Origin of the sequence: Gardnerella sp. DNF01151 (assembly GCF_049244235.1) — a bacterium.
Lineage (GTDB): Bacteria > Actinomycetota > Actinomycetes > Actinomycetales > Bifidobacteriaceae > Bifidobacterium > Bifidobacterium swidsinskii.
Genome location: NZ_CP058389.1, coordinates 1,567,791 through 1,587,901 on the forward strand (window position 1 = coordinate 1,567,791; position 20,111 = coordinate 1,587,901).

Sequence of the window (20,111 nt, forward strand, 5' to 3'; positions counted from 1 at the left end):
CGCATAAACCTCACACCTCACAGTTTTATTTCCGTACTTGGATATTGTATACAACAATAGTGCATCGCGCAAAAAATATTAAAAAATCCTTGAAAATTAAGGATTTTATATTCCTAAAATTCGTAAATTTTTCGCGTATTTTCGCGTGTAACTTTCGCTGCTTGCAATAACGATATATTTAGAACTTCAGAAAGTGTTTCTAGCGTATAAGGAACCATATAAGGCGCGTTTGGCCGTCCACGATACGGCATTGGCGTTAAATAAGGCGCATCCGTTTCAACAGTTATATGGTCTTCGCCAATAATTCGCGCAGATTCGCGTAATTCATCATTGCCTTTGTAACTTATAGTTCCAGAAAAACTTGCGTACCAACCGTGCTCTTTCAATATTTCGGCTAAATCCACACCACCAGCATAACTGTGAAATACTGTTCGCTCAGGAGCGCCATCTTTTAGTAAGACTTTTACTACGTCTTCATGCGCATCACGATCGTGAATTTGTAAAGGTAAATTCAGCTCTTTTGCGAGCGCAATATGGTCGCGAAAAGCCTCTATTTGTGCTTCTCGCGCAGGCTCTCCCGTACGAAAGTAGTCTAAGCCAGTTTCGCCTATTGCCACTACTTCTTTTGGATGAGCAATTACTAGCGAGCGCAAATGTTGCATAGCTTCGTCAAATGGAATATCGTGATACGGCTTGTAAACTATCGGCAGTCCGTCAGGGCCTTTAGCTCCTTTGTGACCGTGTAATACTGCTTCGTTTGGGTGTATTGCTATTGCTGCGCGAACTGAATTTTCATGCGTTTGAGCAAACTTAATCGTCGGCTCCCAATCTGGATATTCACATCCGACTTCTAGCATGTGCGAAACGCCTGATGATTTTGCTTGAACAACTAAATCGTCTGCAGTAGGTTCCGCTATTAAATCGCGACCTTTTTCTGCTAATTCTTGATTCAAATTATGTGCAAAATCCACAACGCTAATCATGTGCGTGTGATCGTCTGCAATTGTTATTCCTTCTTGTAGCAGATTTTCCCATACTGCAGATTGCGTTGCTAAAGCCGGCGCCCAATTATGTTCGCGATGATGTTTACTCATATTTTTAAGTCTACTCGCAAACTCAACTGTCAATTTTTATTGAATGATAAGTATTTATAAAACTGCTTTGCGAATTGCATCATATTGCGATTTTACAAGACGATAATACGCTCCTCTTGCCTCCATAAGCTCGTTATGAGTGCCTTTTTCAACAATTTCTCCATGATCGATTACACAAATCAAATCCGCATTCTCAATCGTCGAAAGCCTATGCGCTATTACAAAAGATGTGCGATTTTTAAGTAATTGAGCTAATCCTGCTTGTAATGCTTCTTCTGTACGAGTATCAATATTACTTGTTGCCTCATCTAGAATAAGAATTCGCGGATTCGCAAGCAATACTCGCGCAAACGATATAAGCTGACGCTGACCTGCAGAAAGAGTGGCTCCGCGCTCTTCAATTTCAGTATCGTATCCGTTCGGTAATCCTTCAATAAATTCGTGAGCATGAACTGCACGCGCTGCAATCTCAATTTCTTCATCAGTGGCATCGAGCTTTCCATAACGGATGTTCTCGCGTACGGTTCCACTGAAAATAAAACTATCTTGCAACATTACGCCCATTTGTTTTCTAAGAGATGCGAGCGTTACTGAACGTACATCGTACCCGTCTATAGTAATCGAGCCTTCTGAAACGTCGTAGAATCTAGAAAGAAGACTTACGAGAGTTGTTTTTCCTGCACCAGTAGGTCCCACAAGAGCTACAGTAGTGCCAGGATTAACATGCAAATCAACCAAGTTTAATATTGGCCTTCCATCTTCTTCGTAACGGAAAACAACGTCGTTTACGTCTACTTTTCCTTCGATTTGAGGCAATTGAATAGCATCTGGCTTATCTACGATATTTGGCTTAATTCGTAGAGTTTCAAAAATTCGTTCCAAATAAACTGAGCACGTTACAAGTTGCGTATAGAAGTTTCCAATATTTACTACTGGATCCCAGAAAGTAGTCGAATACCAAACAAATGCTATAAGTGTTCCCGTGCTCACGTTCATTGCACCTAAGTTTGCTATGCCAGAGTAATACAAAAGCGCTATTGCTGCAGTCTCAATAATTGAAGCACCAGGCCAAAGTAACATTTGCACTCTAACGTTTCGCATCCAAGCACTTCTTACTTCTGCTTGTTGCTCTTGGAAAGTAGCGTATGCTGTAGCTTCTCGCGCAAAAGTTTGCGTTGTTTTTACTCCTGCGATTGATTCGTGCAAATACGCATTTAAATTACTTTGTTTATTTGATAATTTTTTAGACGCTTTTCTTTGCAAAATTTGTAAAGTTCGCGTCCAAATTATAAATATTGGGAATAGCGCTAAGCTCCACAAAGCCATTCGCCAATCTATAACAAACATTGTTATTAATGTAATAATAAGCACAAAAACGTCGGAAAATACGTTAATTAAACCAGACGAAAGCGTGTCAGAAAGCGTATTGATGTAGTTTACGATGCGAATCAGAATTTTCCCATGCGGACGCGAATCAAAATAATCAAAAGATAATGATTGAACATGCGTAAAAATATCGCGTCGCATGTCTTTGATTATCATCTGGCCGATGCGCGTAATTGCTAAAGTTCTGTACGCTAAACCAAGCTCATACAATATAATGAGCAGTGCGAATACGGCAATAATTGTATATAAATAATTGACGTTTTTCTGAGACAATACAACGTCGATTAGCGTTTTCGTAATCATTGGCATCGCTGTCATAATGATGCTGCCGCTAATAACTACCATAATTACGAATAGAAGTTTAGTAGCATACGGCTTCATATATTTTCTAACGCGCATAAGTTCGTGCACGTTTATGTGTTCTTCTTGACCTTCGTCTTCACGATAAGTATTACGTTGTGCCATTTCTACTCCCCCTTCGTTTCGAATCCTGCAGACCTGCCAGTTTTAAAGCCAAGTTGCTTTCTATAGATCTCCCAATACCTCCCGTGCGCTGCAACAAGCTGAGCATGCGTGCCGCGTTCAATAATTTTCCCGTGATCTAGCACAACAATCATGTCTGCATCTTTAACGGATGAGATTCTGTGCGCAATAGTGATTATTGTGCGCGTGCCATCAAGCTTTTTCAGCTCCTGCTGAATATGCTCTTCCGTTTCCATATCTACAGCAGAAGTTGTATCGTCCATAATCAAGATTGCAGGATTATTTGCCAACGCTCTAGCTAAGCTCAAACGCTGCTTTTGCCCACCAGAAAGACCTACCCCACGCTCGCCTACTACTGTTTCATAGCCTTCTGGCATATCCATAATAAAATCGTCTGCTGCAGCAATTGTTGCCATCGTGCGAATGGTATTATCTAATTCCTTACAATTTTCTTTAGTTTGAGGTAATCCAAAACTAATATTTCCTGCAATAGTGTCCGAAAATAGGAATGTTTCCTGCGCAACTATGCTAACTTGGTTACGAACAGTTTCTAACGGCCATTCGCGCACGTCTTTTCCGTCAATTAAAACACGACCACGCGTAGGATCATAGAATCTTGCTATAAGACTTACGAGAGTTGATTTGCCGGAACCAGTTTCACCAAGAATACCCAGTTTGCTTCCAGCAGGAACGTCTAAATCAATATCTTTTAAGATTGGAGAGTCTTGATCGTCTGGGAATGAAAAATCAACATGCTCAAAAGTAATTTTACCTCTAATTTTAACGGTTTCGTCCGCTTCTTTTGGATGTCTAATATGCGATTCTTGCGTAAGAAGTTTGCGAATATTCACGCATCCTGCGTTAAAACGCTGCCAATCATTAATAAGCCAGCCCACCATTCGTACAGGCATGTGTAGCATCCAAAGGAAGCTATTAAAAGTGACGAATGCACCTAAAGTCATGTTGCCATTCAAAACAAGCCATCCGCCGAAACCAACTGTTATAAGCTCAAGCACAAAACCCATGCCATCGAGCCAAGGCATGTATTTTTGAGTATTTTTTGCAAGCGTAATATTGCAATTAAAGTAGTCTTCGTTGCACTTATCGAATTTCTTAGTTTCGTAATCCTCACGCACGAAAGCTTTTACTACGCGATTCCCCTCGATATTTTCTTCCACCATTGAATTCATGCGCGCAAAGGATTCACGAATTGCAAGGAATTTCGGTCTAGCTTTTTTGCCCATAATTTTTGCGAGCAGAAACAAAAATGGCGTAATTGACATAAGTGCTAAAGCGAGCTTCCACTGAATTGAAAACATTATAACCAGCGCTAGCACGAACATTACTACACAATCTAACGCCATATACGAAACCCAACTTAAAATATGACGAATCGCGTCAGTATCCGATGTCATACGACTCATAATGTCGCCTGTGCGCGTGTGATTAAAGTACGTAAAATCGAGAGAATGAAGCTTTTCGTACTCGTCGCTCACCAGGCGATACACGGCATTTTGACCAAACTTTTCCATTAAAAGCTGGTAAATATACCTTGAGCCAACGCGAACAATCATCATTGCTACCATCAAAACGCATACGCTTATAAGCAAATTATGCTGTTTGCCAATAATGATTTTGTCTACAATAAAGCCCGAAAGCAACGGCATTGTCATTGCCATCGTGTCATTGATAATAAATAGAAAAATAGCAAGCCAAACTTTCCACATGTCCGGCTTACAGTATTGCAATACCCAGCGCACGTTACTCGCATCTTTGCGTTTATTCGGATTGACGTACATGCGCCAGCTTCTCCTTTGTTTCCGATTTTGCTTTTTGAGACTTAATTTTAAATTTATACTATTTTCTCACATTAGCATACACAAAAAGATGTGGCGTGTAGCCAAAAGACTACACGCCACATGCTATAAGTTAAGCAATCAGCTTAGTAAACTTGCGCGAATTATCGCTACAAATTTACTTACTTCTGCCAGCCCATATCCTCTGGGTAGGTGCTTGCGTAACCAGCAGGGCCGTTGTTAGCAAAGCCCTTCTTGAACACCTGGTAAATAGGAGGAGCAGAAACTGGAAGAGTTCCGTAGAGTGCGAGAGCTGCAGACTCTGCCTTGTTTGCATAATCAGTCTGTTCCTTGTAATCGTAGGTCTTGCCAATCTTGTTGAGCATAGCATCAATCTTCTTATTGCCAACGAGACCGAGGTTGGAATCGCTATCAGACTTGTAAACCTGGCTTGCTGCAGACAAGAAGCTCAATGGAGATGTGGACTGCCATGCCAATGGAAGCACCTGGTACTCGTGCGAAGCAACAACCTCGGAGAACTTAGCAACAGCATGGTTCACAGTCTTGCACTTAATTCCAGCCTTCTTCATCATGGCCTGGAATGCGTTAGCAAGAGCTGCCTGAGTAGAATCATCGCCGAAGAAGGTGAAGGAAATCTCAAGAGTCTTGCCATTCTTGGCGTAGTAGCCATCCTTGCCCATCTTGTAACCAGCAGCTTCAAGGGTCTTCTTAGCGTTTTCGGTGTTGTACTTGCCGTCAGCAGGAAGATTGTTCTTGTAGCCAGCCTGGAACATGGAGAGAAGCTCAGAACCTGGCTGCTCGCTCTTCCAGTTCATGCCCTGGAACTGAATCTTGTTGTAGGTAGCAACGTCGAATGCCTGAACAACAGCCTTACGAACTGCAAGCTCGTTAAGTGGCTTGGACTTAGCGTTGAAGTTAAGCACGCGAACCTTGGTGCTGTAGCCGTAACGCAGCTGAGCACCCTTAACGCTACGAGCAGACTTGATTGCGTCCTTAGAAGAAATGGTATCGGTTACAGCATCGATTTCACCGTTCTGGAAAGCGTTCAAAGCTGCAGTATCTTCCATACGCTTTACAACGACCTTATCGAGCTTTGCCTTCTTACCCCACCACTTTGGATTGCGGGTGAAAACAACCTGATTTTCGGTTGCGGATTCAATCTGGAATGGACCTGCACCCCACTCGTTGTGAGGATTGTTTACCCAACCCTGGTTGAAGGTCTTAACGTCACCGGCCTTTGGATGAACCAGTGGAGCGAAAAGCATTTCCCATGTTGCGCATGGCTTCTCATAAGTCACTATAACCTGCTTTGGAGTGGAACCTTGTTCAACACTCTTGATGCAGTCATAGCCTTCAGTACTTGGGACGGAGTAATCCTTGTTCTTTCCGTTCAAAGCCTGCCAAGTAGCCTTAAATGCGGTGTAATCAATATCAGTGCCGTCATTCCACTTGGCCTTTGGGTTCAAGTTGTACTGAACAACGAGTGGCTTATCGCTAACCTTCTTGACGGAAGTGATGTAGTCAGGGTTGTACTTAAGCTTTTCACCCTTAACGGTGTCATAAGCCATAAGATTTGGCTGGTAGAAGCCCCACAAAGTATTCATGTAACCAGAGTTACCGTCGTTAGAAGCGTAATTCCAGTTTGGGCCGAGAACAGGAAGAGCAACGGTGTAAGTGCCGCCGTCCTTAACGTTGTCACGTGACTGTGGATTATCGTAACGCTTGTTGACATCTGGCATTGGAAGTTCGCCAGTGTAAGAAGTGTCAACACCAGCAGCTGGCTCTTCAGTCATACCTGCTTTACCAGCATTGTTAGTAGCACCGCCGCAAGCGCCGAGCAGCATTGCAACAGAAAGTGCAGCTGCGGCAAATACAGTCAGTTTACCTGCATTTGTATTTTTCATGATTCCTCTCATTCCCCGGATGATGTCCGTCTTCCGGTATGTTGTATGAGTATATACAACTCTATGACATTCGACAAATCGTTTTCACAAAATATTGATTTTTTTCTTTTCAACTTTATGAAAATTAGGCAAAAAAGAATAATTTATTATCTACAATGAGCAGAACAGAAAATTTTTTAGTTTATTTTGGCTAAAAAACAAAATATATTACGTTTTTTAAATTTATGTTACACAATAAAAAATCGCGCATGTTGTAATAAACATGCGCGACTAAGTAATTTATTCAGATTGATGAAGATTAACTAAAATCAACAAGTCATGAATTACCTAACATCGTCAAAATTATCTTCTTCAGAAAGAATAATACGCTTACGGTTCTTCTCAATTGTAGGATCCGGAATTGGCACAGCGCTAATCAAAGCCTGAGTGTAAGGGTGCTTTGGATTATCAAACACCTCATCCGTTTCACCAGATTCAACAATTCGACCGTGATACATAACAGCAATACGGCTAGAAATATGTCGAACAACAGCCATGTTATGCGCCACGAACAAGTAAGCAACACCCAACTTGTCTTGCAAATCTTCAAGCAAGTTAATAATTCCAGCCTGAATAGAAACATCCAAAGCCGAAACTGGCTCATCAAGAAGCAAAAGCTTAGGATTCACAGCCAAAGCGCGAGCAATAGCGATACGCTGACGCTGGCCGCCGGAGAACTGCGTTGGGAAGCGATCAACTTGATCAGGATTCAACTCAACCAATTGCATAAGCTCAGCAATACGCTGGCGAATTTCTTCCTTCGACTTCTTTTGCACGAGCAAAGGCTCGGCCAAAATATCGTAAACAAGCATACGAGGATCAAGCGAGCTCATTGGGTCCTGGAACACGTACTGAATCTTAGAACGAAGTTCGCGACGCTGCTCACGAGTCAACTTATCGTTCAACTCAGTACCAAAAACTGTAATAGAACCAGACTCAGGCTTCTTCAAGCCCATAATCTCCATCAAAGTCGTGGACTTACCAGAACCAGACTCACCAACCAAAGCAACTGTTTCGCCTTCACGAACCTCAATACTCACACCATCAACCGCGCGAACTTCGCCAACCTTACGTCGCAAGAAGCCGCCGCTAGTAATTGGGAATGTTTTAACCAAGTTCTTAACATCCAAAACAACTTTTCGTTGTTCACGAGGAATGCCTTCAAACATTGGCTTAATTGGCTTTTCGGTTTCCGCATGAAGCAACGAGCGAACAGTTTCGCTTTCCGCTTCAAGACCCATCATTGTGCTGTCGTCGCCGCTTTCTTCTTCAGCCATAAGCATATCCATAGTCGGCTTAGAAATTGGAGTCAAACGACGAGTGCGCTTTTGATCAACGCGAGGAACAGCGCCCAACAAGCCAATAGTGTACGGCTGAGTTGGATGAGCAAAAATCTCTTCAACGCTATTATGCTCAACCAAATGACCCGCATACATAACAATAACTTCGTCTGCAACGCCAGCAATTACGCCCAAATCGTGAGTAATAAAAATCATTGCAGCGCCGGTTTCGCGCTGAGCTTTCTTCAAAACTTCCAAAACCTGAGCCTGAATAGTCACATCCAAAGCGGTAGTAGGCTCGTCGGCAATAATAATGTCAGGATTATTGGCAATAGCCATAGCGATCATCACGCGCTGGCGCATACCACCAGAAAACTCGTGAGGGAAAGCCTTCAAACGCTCAGCCGGCTTAGTAATACCAACCAAATCAAGCAATTCAATAGAACGCTCGCGAATCTGCTCTTCAGTCATGTCAGGATTATGAATAACCAAAGCTTCCTTAAGCTGATCGCCAATAGAGAAAACTGGAGTTAAAGCAGAAAGAGGATCCTGGAAAACCATGGCAATATTCTTGCCACGAATCTTACTCATTTCTGCATCAGACTTAGTTAAAAGCTCCTCGCCCTTATACTTTACAGAGCCTTTAACGCTAGCGTTTTTATCCAGCAAGCCCATCACAGCCAAAGAAGTAACCGACTTACCGGAACCGGACTCGCCAACGATACCAATAGTCTTTCCGCGGTACAAATCAAAATTCATTCCGCGCACAGCATGCACAGTACCAGCTTCAGAAGCGAAGCTAACTTGCAAGTCGCGTACTGAAAGCAACGGTTCGTTGTTTTGATCTTCCATCGTGGTTTCTTCCTTAATAGCGTTATTTGCAATATCAGTCATGTTTATCACTCCAAACGCTCGTTAGTCGGCCTTACCAACAGACCTAGAATATGGATCAATGGCATCACGCAAACCGTCACCAATAAGCTGCACGGAGAAGGTTAGCAAAACAAGCACTGCAGACGGCACCAAAATCACCCACGGAGAAGTCTGCACAACGCTTTGGCCAGCATTAAGCAAAGTACCAAGAGAAGTATCCGGAGCCTTAATACCAAGGCCCAAGAAGCTCAAAGCAGTTTCGCCGTTAATCGCACCAATAACACCAAGAACCGTGTTAATAATCAATACAGAACCCAAGTTTGGAACCAAGTGGCGCACAATAATGCGGAACGAAGAAACACCCTCGAACTTAGCTGCACGAACATACTCACGTTCGCGCAAGCTCAAAGTCAACGTACGAAGAGTACGAGCGTAACCAATCCAACCAAAAGCTGTTAAGCCAAATGCCAACCACAGCCAATCGCTACCACCACTAGAAGCACTAATGATTAAAGCAATCAGCAGGAAGGAAGGAACAATCAGCAGCATGTCCAAAAGCCACATACCAACCTGCTCAAACCATCCTTCGAAGTAAGAAATAGCAGTACCAACCAAAGCAGCAATAACTGTAATGGTAATAGAGCTAACAATACCAATGGAAAGTGAACGGCCAAGTCCGCGCACAACCATTGCGTACATGTCTGAACCGCCTGGCGTAGTTCCCAGCCAATGCTCTGCAGAAGGAGGAGTTGCTAAAGAAGAAAAGTCTGGTTCGTCGTAGCTCCACTTTGAAATCTTTGAGCCAAACAAAGCAAAAAGAATCAAAATTATGAGCATAACCAAGCCCACAACTGCAGACGGGCGACGGAAGAATCGACGCGTATAAAGCGTCATCTTACCAGTGCGCTTAAAGTTGCCCCAGGCACCAGCAGTAGCTTTTCTATCTGCAGCAGACTCTTGAGGTTTTGAAGATACATCTTTTTTATTCATATCAAATTCACCTACACTGTTCTGCTAGTTCAAACGAATACGTGGGTCGAGCCAAGCAGAGAAGATATCTGCAAGCAGAGCACCAACTAAGGTACATACAGCACCAAACGCTGCAATAGCAACAGAACCGTTAATATCGTTCTGCATAATGGTCTGAACGAAGTAGCTACCAAGACCGTTAATAGCAAACACGGTTTCAGTAATCACAGCACCCGTAAACACGCCTGCAATAGAGAAGGCGACGTCAACAGCTGTTGGAATCAAAGAAGTACGCAAAGCGTGGCGGCGAATAGCCAAATTCAAAGGTAAGCCCTTAGCGCGAGCCGTACGAACGTAATCAGCATTCATAGTATCGAGAAGATACGTGCGCTGCGTTAAATGATACCCAACCATGCCAGGAATTGTCATAACAATCGTCGGCAAAATCAAATGCTGAAGGAAGTCAAGAAGGAACATGAACGGGTCAGAACCCTGGTAAGAGTGCAAACCAGTAACGTAGAAAAGTCGCACGCCTGTTGCGTGGTTAATGCTAATAGCAGCAAGCACAACCATCAAACCCAAAACTGCTGCAGGAACAACCAACAGGAAGGTTGCGGTGGAATTAAGAACTCTATCTTGCCACTTGTACTGACGGATAGCAGTGTAAACACCAACGCTAACACCGAGAACAATGCCAAGAATTGTAGCGCCAGTAACCAGCTGAACAGATGCGCCAATACGAGACATAATTGCCGGGCCAACTGGAGCCTGATCTGGGCTCAATCCCCAATCCCACTTAGTAAAAATGTTGTAAATCCAACGGCAATAACGAGTAAACACTGGAGTCTGGTCGTTAATATTTGCCAAATCCAAAGAACGGTTGATTGATGCAATAGGTGGATGCGGATGCCTAGACATGTAGTTCGAACGCGGTCTCATAAAAGCACTTGTCAAGAAATACGTCATGGATACGGCAACAAACAACATCACCACATAATTCAGGCATCGTTTAACGATGTATCGTATCATTGTGACTCTTTTCTACGACTAGCCATTTTTTACCTCCATTCGGCATCCATAAATCTTGTGATTTACAGTATTGCCGATCTAACACTCGACCTTGAAAAGGGCGTGTTTGAATCAACCCTTGTCAATCCGGGACACATAATTAGTATATTTTTAGCCAAGCTATGTACAAAGAGACAAACAGAAAATATTTTTGCACAACACTTTTCTCAATACCCAAGGGAAAAATTTCGTATATATAAGTTACATTATACATATCTAAACATGCAAAAAAACGCAAAATATCAGTGATTTCTAGCTATATTTTTACACAAAGACATGTATTTTAAAATCAAAAAAGTATTTTTATACATACAAAATACGTTTTATAAGCAAATATAATAAATTCAAAATTTAATTACAAAAACTGAATATTTACCGAAAAAATTGTAGTTTTACTAAAATAATTAATAGTATTCAAGCAAATGCCGAAAATAGGCATAGACAAGAAACACACGCGAGACATTGAGCAGTATACAATATTTTTTATTCGTACTTTCAACTCTAAAAGGAGAATGAATAAGCTCATGGCTGAAAACGTCAAAGCCGTAACTCTGGAACATGTAAAAAATTATTCCAAACATTTTAACGAACAGCGCGCAAATCTTCTCGCCGCGAATGCAGCAGTAACAAATGGTGTGCTTAAAGCCGCAACAAGCTACCAAGGCAAGCGTGCTCTTCCTCGCGAATTCTCAATAGAATTAAAACAAGGCAGCATTACCAATCAGAAACGCTCCGGACGCTGCTGGATGTTCGCCTCACTTAATACTTTGCGATACGAAGTAATGCATAAGTGGAATTTAGACGACTTTGAGTTTTCAGAAAGCTACCTATTCTTCTGGGACAAGATTGAAAAAGCAAACGCTTATTTGGAAAATGTGCTTTCAACACTTGATGAAGATGTTAATAGCCGACTTTTTGAGAGCATTAACTATGGTCCAATCGATGACGGCGGCTGGTGGCAAATGTTCGTCAACTTGGTAAACAAGTACGGACTTGTGCCAAAGAGTGCATATCCAGATTCACAGAACTCAGTCGACTCTGATGCATTCGTACAATACATCAATACCAAGTTGCGCGAGTTTGCATACGAATTGCGTGAAGCTCATAAGAACGGAACTTCTTTGGAAGAATTGCGCGAAATGAAAGTTCGCGATTTGGAAACCGTTTATCGTATGACAACTATTGCCCTGGGTGAACCACCTGCACAGTTTGACTTCTTCGCACGAACTAAAGATGACGATGACGATAAGAAGGACGGCGAAAAAGACGAAACCAAGAAAGATGGCGAGAAAACCGGCAAAGCTGACAAGCCAAAAACCGGCAAAGATGAGCGTCCAATGATTTGTGAATACGGAATTACTCCACTTGAGTTCGCAAAGAAGTACGTTCCAGTTGACGTAAACGACTTCGTAACAATATGCAACGCACCTATGGAACGCACACCATTCAACAAGCTCTACCAATTTAAGTACAGCACCAACGTAGCTGAAACAAAGGAAATGGAATTTGTTAATGTGCCTCTCGATGTATTCAAAAAAGCAGCTGTAGACCAATTAAAAGATGGTCATCCAATCTGGTTTGCATGCGATTGCACGCAGTTCTCCTTGCGTGACAGTGGATTCTTCGATCCTGCAGTTGTGCGCGTAGATGAATTGTTTGACGTGAAGTTTACATTCGATAAAGCTCACGGCTTGGAATATATGGATTGCCCAGGAAATCACGCAATGACATTCACTGGCGTGAATCTTAACAAAGATGGCGAGCCAGATCGCTGGAAGATCGAGAACAGCTGGGGCAAGGATGCTGGCGAAGATGGCTATTATGTTGGCTCAGCAGAGTGGTTCGATCGTTATGTGAACGAAATAATCATCAACAAAAAGTACCTTGACAAAGAAACTTTAGCTGTATTGGATCAAGAACCAGTAATGCTTGAACCGTGGGCGCCACTTTCGAAGCGTTGCCGTTAAATCGTTACCATTAAAATTAAGTTTGGTAACTATGTGAGCGCAGATTGTTTTTGCAGTCTGCGCTTTTATTGTTGTTTTACTTTTTTCACAAATTAAAAAGAAGCCCGGCGGAAGAGAAACCCGCCGGGGCAGAGAGAAAGAGAGAAGAAGGTTTCAATTATGGGGTTCGAAAACGAACCTCGCTAATGGCGAACCATTAACATATGTTAGTATAGCTAAACATTCGTCCAAAGAAAAGAGTTTTTCCTTAAAATTTCCTTAAAATATTTTCTTTTAGAGAACCATTTGCTATGTTCTTTAATTTTACAATTTATTTATTGAGAATTTCAACCTATTTCTCACTATTTTCCAAAGATTTTTTTGCTGCAGCAAGTCTTTCCGCCTCGACACGCTGACGCTCGGACAAAGCAGATGCAAAACGCTCAAGCTCCTCCTCAACTGCTTCTTTTGGAATCTTGGCAAAAATAGGACTTGGCTTAGGCACAGGCGTACCTGCTACCAACTCCTCACTCTCCCAAGGATGAATAGTTTCCCCCAAGCGATAATCGCCCGTAATAATCGGATACTTGAAGTCTGGATTATCCAAATCTTCAACTTCTTCAATATGAGGCAAAGGCGAGAATACGCCAGTGCCACCAAGTGCTTCCCAAACTTTTTGAGCTGCATGAGGCAAGAATGGCGCAAGCAGATGATTAGCATCCGAAACAGCCTGAGCTGCAACATGCAACACAGTACCAAGGCGAGCCTCATCATCTTTAATTTTCCAAGGCTCAGTTGCAGAAATATATTTATTAATATCCGCAACTACTCGCATTGCTTCAGTAAGAGCATTCTTCTGACGATGACGCTCAATCAAACTACCAACCAAAGCAAAAGCATCAGAAGTTTGATCGAGAAGAGCGCGATCCATTGCAGTCATAGAATCTTCATCAAGAGAAGGAATTACACCAAAGTTCTTATTAATAAGATTTGCCACACGATTGACAAGATTGCCCCAGCTTGCAGCAAGTTCTTCGTTATTGTGACGAGCAAACTCAGCCCAAGTGAAATCAGCATCAGAATTTTCTGGACCCGCAATAGAAATGTAGTAACGCACAGCATCTACAGGGTAACGTGCCAAAATATCCTTCACATAAATCACGATTCCGCGCGAAGAGCTGAACTTCTTGCCTTCCATAGTCATGAACTCAGAAGCAACAACCTGTTCAGGCATGTTCAATGGGCCATAAATGCCAGCCTCACCACCTTTAGAACCAGCACCGTTGTAGGCAAGCATTTCCGAAGGCCAAATCTGAGAATGGAAAGTAATGTTATCTTTGCCCATGAAGTAGTATCCAGGAGACTTAGGATCACACCACCAATCACGCCAAGCGTCTGGCTTGCCTTGTCGACGAGCCCATTCAATAGATGCAGACAAGTAGCCAATAACAGCATCAAACCAAACATATAAACGCTTATTTGGATTATCAATCCATCCTTCAACAGGAACAGGAATGCCCCAATCAATATCGCGCGTAATAGCTCGCGGCTTTACTTCATTAAATAATCCAAGCGAGAAATTAATAACATTCGTGCGCCAACCTTCGCGAGAATGAAGCCAGTTAACATTCGCTTCAGCCAAAGCAGGCAAATCTAGGAAATAATGTTCAGTTTCTTCAAAGCGCGGAGTTTCACCATTAATTTTAGAAACTGGATTAATAAGCTCATCCGGATCAAGCTCGTTTCCACAAGCATCACATTGATCGCCACGAGCACCATCTGCGCCACACAATGGGCATGTGCCTTCAATATAACGATCTGGCAAAGTACGACCAGTGGAAGGAGAAATAGCAACCTTCTGAGTGCCCTTGTAAATATAGCCGTTCTTTAAGCACTGACGGAACATTTCTTGCACAACATGCTCGTGATTTGCAGTGGTAGTACGCGTGAACAAATCGTAGCTCAAACCTAAATCGCACAAATCCTTAGTAATCACACGATTATAACGATTAGCAAGCTCTTGTGCAGAAACGCCTTCCTTATCTGCTTCAACCAAAATAGGTGTACCGTGCTCATCCGTGCCAGACACCATTAATACGTCATTACCTTTCATGCGCTCGTAACGCGCATATACGTCTGATGGGACCCCGAAGCCTGCGACGTGACCAATATGACGAGGGCCGTTAGCATACGGCCAAGCAACATTCACCAAAATATGACTCATAGACAATTATTATCTTGTTCAACGCGGACAGTACATAAGAACATTGCAAAAAGAATCCCAAATATACGAGAAAAACACGCTGGATAACAAGCCTCACACGAGTTCATCCACATATCCACAAGTTATAAAACCAGCCTGGAATTGAAGCAAATATAAACATAATCTCAACTTATGCACTACGAAACTAATGCACTAGAAAACATGCACTAAAAAACAACAATATGCACAATACGAATCGTAAATAATCGCGCTGAAAAATAAATATGCAAAAAGAAAGGATTAAAGAAAATTGAAAAACCAACAAAATATGCGCAATTTATTGGATATTTGCGAAGAAACACAAACGCAATTCCCAGAATTACTTGACGACAACCATTTACCAGGTCCAATGTGCATGAAAAAACTTTCTCAAATTGGTGTATTCAATAGGCTTGATTTAAATGCAGGATATTCAAATAAGGCAGCTATTTCCACTCAAGGAAGAAGCAATATTGTGAGCAATCTTATGCCTACAGAAAGCATAGCCTGTTTATTTACTGCAGCATGGGTTTGGATAGGGGGTCATTTTCCTGAAAATATAGATGTTATTGATTATGGGCACAGAAGAAAAAAGCCGCACGGTCATGCGATTCGCGCATTTCGAAGACACTTAAACAATGAAGAATACGTAATACTTGGAAAAATTAGAATAACAACGCCAGAACGAACAATTTGCGATTTAGCGTACACTCCAAGCGAAAACGAAGAGCACGAACCTTATAGAAAAGATATTGCTCACCTATTGATATCTAAATACAGCATTGACTTGCGAAAATGCAAACGTACTATTGACGGAAACCCATATTTCCCAGGCTCAATACATGCAAGAAATTGGATACGAAACATTGCGAAAGAAGCAAACAAACCATGGAAATGAAGAACTCTTATGCAACTAAAACAAACAGCCCTCCAAAACCACCTATAATACTCACGCCATCTGTTGCTATCGACCCTGCAACAAAAATGGAAGTGCTATGGTACATCGCGCAAAAAATACCGGAACTTCGAAAATGGATTATTGCAAACCCTTCAGCAGACGCGCAAATTTTAGAATATATTTCTCAACAAGGTGGACCTGACGTTCGTTACAGTTTTGAAGTGCTATTTTCTGCGTATGACAGCAATGAATAGAAAGCAAAAAATAGTAGCAAAAGCAGAAATCTTATTTTTGATCAGGTTTATGCTCAAGACAAGACGCATAAACTTGCTTACGATTAGCAAAAGATCCGTCAGCAAACGGATGCTCTTTTACTACTTTTGTAATTGCTTCTTTTATGCGCAAACCTTCGGATTCTGCACATTCAAGCGAAAGCTTTGCAAGAGCATCAATGCTTAAATCTGTGCTTTCAGACTGCACTTCTTCATCACTTGCACCACCGATAACTAAAACTATTTCACCTCGAGGAGGATCCGCTAAAACACCATCGTGAATACTTTGCACAGTTCCACGACGAATTTCCTCAAAATCTTTTGTAAGTTCACGGCATAACGCCATTGGACGATTAGAACCAAGTACTGCCAATATGTCTTCCATTGCTTCTGCAATACGATGTGGAGCCTCATAAAATACTATTGTTCGTCGCTCGGCTTTAAGTGAGCGCAAATGCTGTTGACGCTCACCAGATTTACGAGGCAAAAAGCCTTCATAACAGAAGCGATCGGTTGGCAATCCAGAAAGAGCAAGCGCATCTAAAACTGCACTAGGACCAGGCGCGCAAGTAACAGGCAAATCTCGCTCTATTGCACGTCGAACAACAGCAAGACCCGGGTCGTTAATGGTAGGCATACCTGCGTCTGAAACAACAAGAACAGTGCTACCCTGCTCAACTTTGTCTAGCAAGCCATCTGCCTTATTTCGCTCATTATGATCGTGGTATGCGATTACGCTACCAGAAACATGTACACCAAGGCGATTCGCTAAATCATAAAGCCTACGCGTGTCTTCAGCAGCAACAATATCAGCAGTTTCAAGAAGATTAATTAATCGTGCAGAAGCGTCTGCCATGTTCCCGATAGGCGTAGCAGCTAAAACAACTTTACCTAAACTATCTTCTTCGTTACACATCTTGAATCTCCTTATAAAACTTCTTAAAACTCTACACGAATTTATAAAAGAACGCACTTACAAAGCGAGGTATTTGATTAGAATTATGCTTAGTGTAATTGCAATATAAGCGAAACGAAAAGAGACACTATGAAGATTATAAATCAGAAAATAAAAAGTATAGATGGAAGCGATGCGCAGCTTATTGGGTATATTTTAGACGATAATTTAGATAGCAAAGGCTTGCAAAACCGTCCTGCAATTCTAATTTTGCCAGGCGGTGGCTTCTTGCGCGTATCGAATCGTGAGGCAGAGCCTGTTGCCATGAAGTTTGCTGCAGAAGGATTCCACACTTTTGTGTTGCGATACTCGCTTACTCCAAGCACATACCCAACTCAGCTTTTAGAAGCAGCAGAAGCGATGAGCTTAATTCGCAAAAACGCAAAAGAATGGCACGTAGATGCGCAAAAAGTTGCAATTATTGGATTCTCCGCTGGAGGGCATGTGGCTGCAAACCTTGCAACTAGCGTTAGCGACGAAGTTGAGGAAGCAAACGGGTATGCTGCTGATGACGTGCGACCAAATGCTCTTATGCTCGCATATCCTGTTATTTCTGCTGGGAAATATGCGCATAAGCCAACGTTCGATCGTCTATTTGGAGAAGTTAGCAACGAAGAGCGAACTGAACTTGTCAATAAACTTTCGCTGGAAAATCACGTGGATCGTAAAACTCCACCTGTATTTGTATGGCAAACCATTACTGATCAAACAGTTCCAGTAGAAAATTCAATAATGTTTGTGAACGCTTGCGTTGAAGCTGGAGTAAGTGTTGAAGCGCACCTGTTCCCTAAAGGACCTCACGGCTTAGCTTTGGCAGTTAAAGAAACAGCAAAACGCGACGAAAACGGAAATGTGCTTACTGAATTTGTTCAGCCAGAAGTTCAGCAGTGGGTTAAGCTTGCTTGCGATTGGTTGCATCGCACTTTTGCGTAATTTAACTTCAACTCTCCCGCGTTTGTTCCCTTTTTAACCCATTTGGTAAACAAAGCAAAAACAAAACGTCGCCCACACACCATGATTGATATGTCGACGACGTTTTGTTACTTGCTATTAATAAGTAATTTTAATTAATCTCAATATTTAAGAGAAAATCACACTATTAATATTTCACACTATTTTTGGCATTGGAGTAGTTAGTGAAGATGTGAGATTTACTTGCACAACTCCAGCTCCAGCGCGAACTTCCACTTTCTTCAATGTCACAGTGCGAGAATCTTCAGGTGCATGATCATCGTCAGTCATAGTTGCTGGCGACTTTACAGCAACAAGCGCGAGGTCATCGAAAACAACTCCAGAATTTGCACACAAATTCTGCGCTTCTTTCAATGAATCAGCAAAACCTGCTTTATCGATCACACGCTCAGTAGGAACACCGTAAGCTTCTGCGCACAGCAAGTTAATTCGCTCCCTAAGCGTCTTTCCACGCCTACTTTCTGGAACTTTCGTTTCAACATCATCAGTTATTGCAGACACAAAATCGTCCAGCTGATTTGCCAAACCATCGCCACCATCGCGGAATAAATTGCCAACAATCGGCTTTCTGAATCCTAAAGACTTAGCTTGTTCCAACAATTCAGGAACTTGATTATCTTCACCTTCCCACAAATTAATCAACGGGAACGTAGGGATATTAAGAGATTCCAAACGAGAAACATGGAATGGGTAACGCCAAGCCAAAGTTTCGTCATCTCGCCAAGTAGTTGCGCGAGTAACTACAACTGCAGCAGCAGGCCACTTTGCACCAAACTCGCGAGCAGCAATATCTAACCACTTTTGAGCACCAGCATCCGTACCATAACCTGCTTCTACAACCACAACATCATGCTCAGCGCAAGCCATTTCAACACTTACAAGGCTTGGAATACCAAGCGAAACGTTCGCAAACGGGCCACAATGAACGTAAATTGGAGAACCATTAATCGTCTCAGTTTTAGCAGGCTTTACAGCGTCGGCAAGAATATTGGTGATTCGCCACAAATCCACAAACTCGCCAAACTGAACAGGCTTACCGTCTTTTGTGCCAGCAATCATTGAAGAAACACGATGAGAAATCTCGTCCATACTGCGCGACAACACTACGATTTGCATGAGCTCGCAAGTTGGCGTCAAAACGACGCGCTCAGGAACAGTCCCCTTGCCAAAATCAACAGCAATGCTTCGCAAAGATCGCGAAGGAACTTCGCTAACTCGAGGAACTAAAATAGTATCAAGGGCACCCTCGTCGACTGCTTTTTCCGCAAACGACACAAGCAAATTCTGCGCGCAAGCAATAGCAGCCATTTCACCACACAAACCCCAGTCAATCAACTCAGGGTGAGAAAGCGAAGACTTACCGCCACCACTTGCACCACCTTTAGAACCAGCAGCTGTAATGCCCATGCTTGGCTGACGAAGAACTGCAGCTGCGTCCACACCTCGCTCACGCAAAGCATCAACCAACGCAATAGTTGTAGTCGTTTTACCTTCTCCGCGAGAAGCTTTCAAAGGAGTATCAGCAGTAACAAGCAGAACTTTACCGCGCTTCCTAGGCTCCTCTGGATGTTGCTTTAAATAATCCAAGTACCCAAAGGCATCAATTTTTTTAACCAAACCGAATGTTGTAGTGTATGAATCAAGAATGCTCATGTACCCCTCTTTCATAGGCATATTGGCACAACTATGCATGCGGATAATGTTAATTACATGATTCATACTATACGATTGTTTGTTCGCAGCATAGGCACCACACGCAATATCTATACGCGCTATTAGCAACGTCTATAGCAAAATAACAAAAGATAACAAAAATGCCTTCCACATGAAATAAAAAGTTCATTTCTTAGGAAGGCATCTGAGTTATTAAATTATTTTCGTAAGTTTTTCCATATCAATTACGAGAAAACTTA

The 20,111-nt window shown here is 42.3% G+C and carries 14 protein-coding genes; 4 read left to right on the top strand and 10 right to left on the bottom strand.

Annotated features, from left to right (window positions below; all coding sequences use genetic code 11):
* Nucleotides 1–113 precede the first annotated feature (113 nt).
* The 7 genes from HXT37_RS06380 to HXT37_RS06410 form a co-directional block, all read right to left on the bottom strand.
* Nucleotides 114–1,094 carry a TatD family hydrolase gene (locus HXT37_RS06380; protein WP_421779473.1) on the bottom strand — a complete coding sequence of 327 codons (981 nt, stop codon included), beginning with the start codon at nt 1,092–1,094 and terminating at the stop codon, nt 114–116.
* Between the two features lie 54 nt (nt 1,095–1,148).
* Nucleotides 1,149–2,945: an ABC transporter ATP-binding protein gene (locus tag HXT37_RS06385; RefSeq protein WP_004107992.1), complete on the bottom strand. Its 1,797-nt coding sequence runs from the start codon at nt 2,943–2,945 to the stop codon at nt 1,149–1,151.
* Between the two features lie 2 nt (nt 2,946–2,947).
* Nucleotides 2,948–4,762 (bottom strand): ABC transporter ATP-binding protein, encoded by a 1,815-nt coding sequence (locus HXT37_RS06390; protein ID WP_033888404.1) that lies wholly within the window; start codon nt 4,760–4,762, stop codon nt 2,948–2,950.
* Nucleotides 4,763–4,941: 179 nt separating this feature from the next.
* Nucleotides 4,942–6,684, bottom strand: coding sequence for an ABC transporter family substrate-binding protein (locus HXT37_RS06395; RefSeq protein ID WP_004107996.1), 1,743 nt, complete (start codon nt 6,682–6,684; stop codon nt 4,942–4,944).
* 323 nt (nt 6,685–7,007) lie between these two features.
* Complete coding sequence (locus HXT37_RS06400) at nt 7,008–8,897, bottom strand: ABC transporter ATP-binding protein (RefSeq protein ID WP_004107998.1); 1,890 nt, start codon at nt 8,895–8,897, stop codon at nt 7,008–7,010.
* Between the two features lie 21 nt (nt 8,898–8,918).
* Nucleotides 8,919–9,866, bottom strand: coding sequence for an ABC transporter permease (locus HXT37_RS06405; protein ID WP_421779476.1), 948 nt, complete (start codon nt 9,864–9,866; stop codon nt 8,919–8,921).
* Between the two features lie 24 nt (nt 9,867–9,890).
* Complete coding sequence (locus tag HXT37_RS06410; RefSeq protein ID WP_033888405.1) at nt 9,891–10,874, bottom strand: ABC transporter permease; 984 nt, start codon at nt 10,872–10,874, stop codon at nt 9,891–9,893.
* 563 nt (nt 10,875–11,437) lie between these two features.
* Here HXT37_RS06410 and HXT37_RS06415 point away from each other — a divergent pair.
* Nucleotides 11,438–12,880, top strand: a complete 1,443-nt coding sequence (locus HXT37_RS06415) for an aminopeptidase C (RefSeq protein WP_033888419.1) — start codon at nt 11,438–11,440, stop codon at nt 12,878–12,880.
* Between the two features lie 331 nt (nt 12,881–13,211).
* Here the strand turns inward: HXT37_RS06415 and metG are convergent, their stop codons facing one another.
* A complete protein-coding gene (gene metG / locus HXT37_RS06420; protein WP_421779479.1) occupies nt 13,212–15,083 on the bottom strand; it encodes a methionine--tRNA ligase in 1,872 nt (623 codons plus the stop codon).
* 289 nt (nt 15,084–15,372) lie between these two features.
* Between metG and HXT37_RS06425 the strand changes: the two genes are divergently transcribed.
* Nucleotides 15,373–15,999 carry a hypothetical protein gene (locus tag HXT37_RS06425; protein ID WP_012914503.1) on the top strand — a complete coding sequence of 209 codons (627 nt, stop codon included), beginning with the start codon at nt 15,373–15,375 and terminating at the stop codon, nt 15,997–15,999.
* Nucleotides 15,990–16,253, top strand: a complete 264-nt coding sequence (locus tag HXT37_RS06430; protein ID WP_004108011.1) for a hypothetical protein — start codon at nt 15,990–15,992, stop codon at nt 16,251–16,253. The genes HXT37_RS06425 and HXT37_RS06430 overlap by 10 nt, the downstream gene beginning before the upstream one ends.
* A 31-nt stretch (nt 16,254–16,284) precedes the next feature.
* Here HXT37_RS06430 and rsmI read toward each other — a convergent pair whose 3' ends face one another.
* On the bottom strand, nt 16,285–17,187 hold the full coding sequence (gene rsmI, locus HXT37_RS06435) for a 16S rRNA (cytidine(1402)-2'-O)-methyltransferase (RefSeq protein ID WP_004108018.1): 903 nt from the start codon (nt 17,185–17,187) through the stop codon (nt 16,285–16,287).
* Between the two features lie 129 nt (nt 17,188–17,316).
* Between rsmI and HXT37_RS06440 the strand changes: the two genes are divergently transcribed.
* Nucleotides 17,317–18,159 carry an alpha/beta hydrolase gene (locus tag HXT37_RS06440; RefSeq protein ID WP_004108020.1) on the top strand — a complete coding sequence of 281 codons (843 nt, stop codon included), beginning with the start codon at nt 17,317–17,319 and terminating at the stop codon, nt 18,157–18,159.
* Between the two features lie 174 nt (nt 18,160–18,333).
* Here HXT37_RS06440 and HXT37_RS06445 read toward each other — a convergent pair whose 3' ends face one another.
* Complete coding sequence (locus HXT37_RS06445; protein ID WP_415693100.1) at nt 18,334–19,851, bottom strand: formate--tetrahydrofolate ligase; 1,518 nt, start codon at nt 19,849–19,851, stop codon at nt 18,334–18,336.
* Between the last annotated feature and the right edge of the window lie 260 nt (nt 19,852–20,111).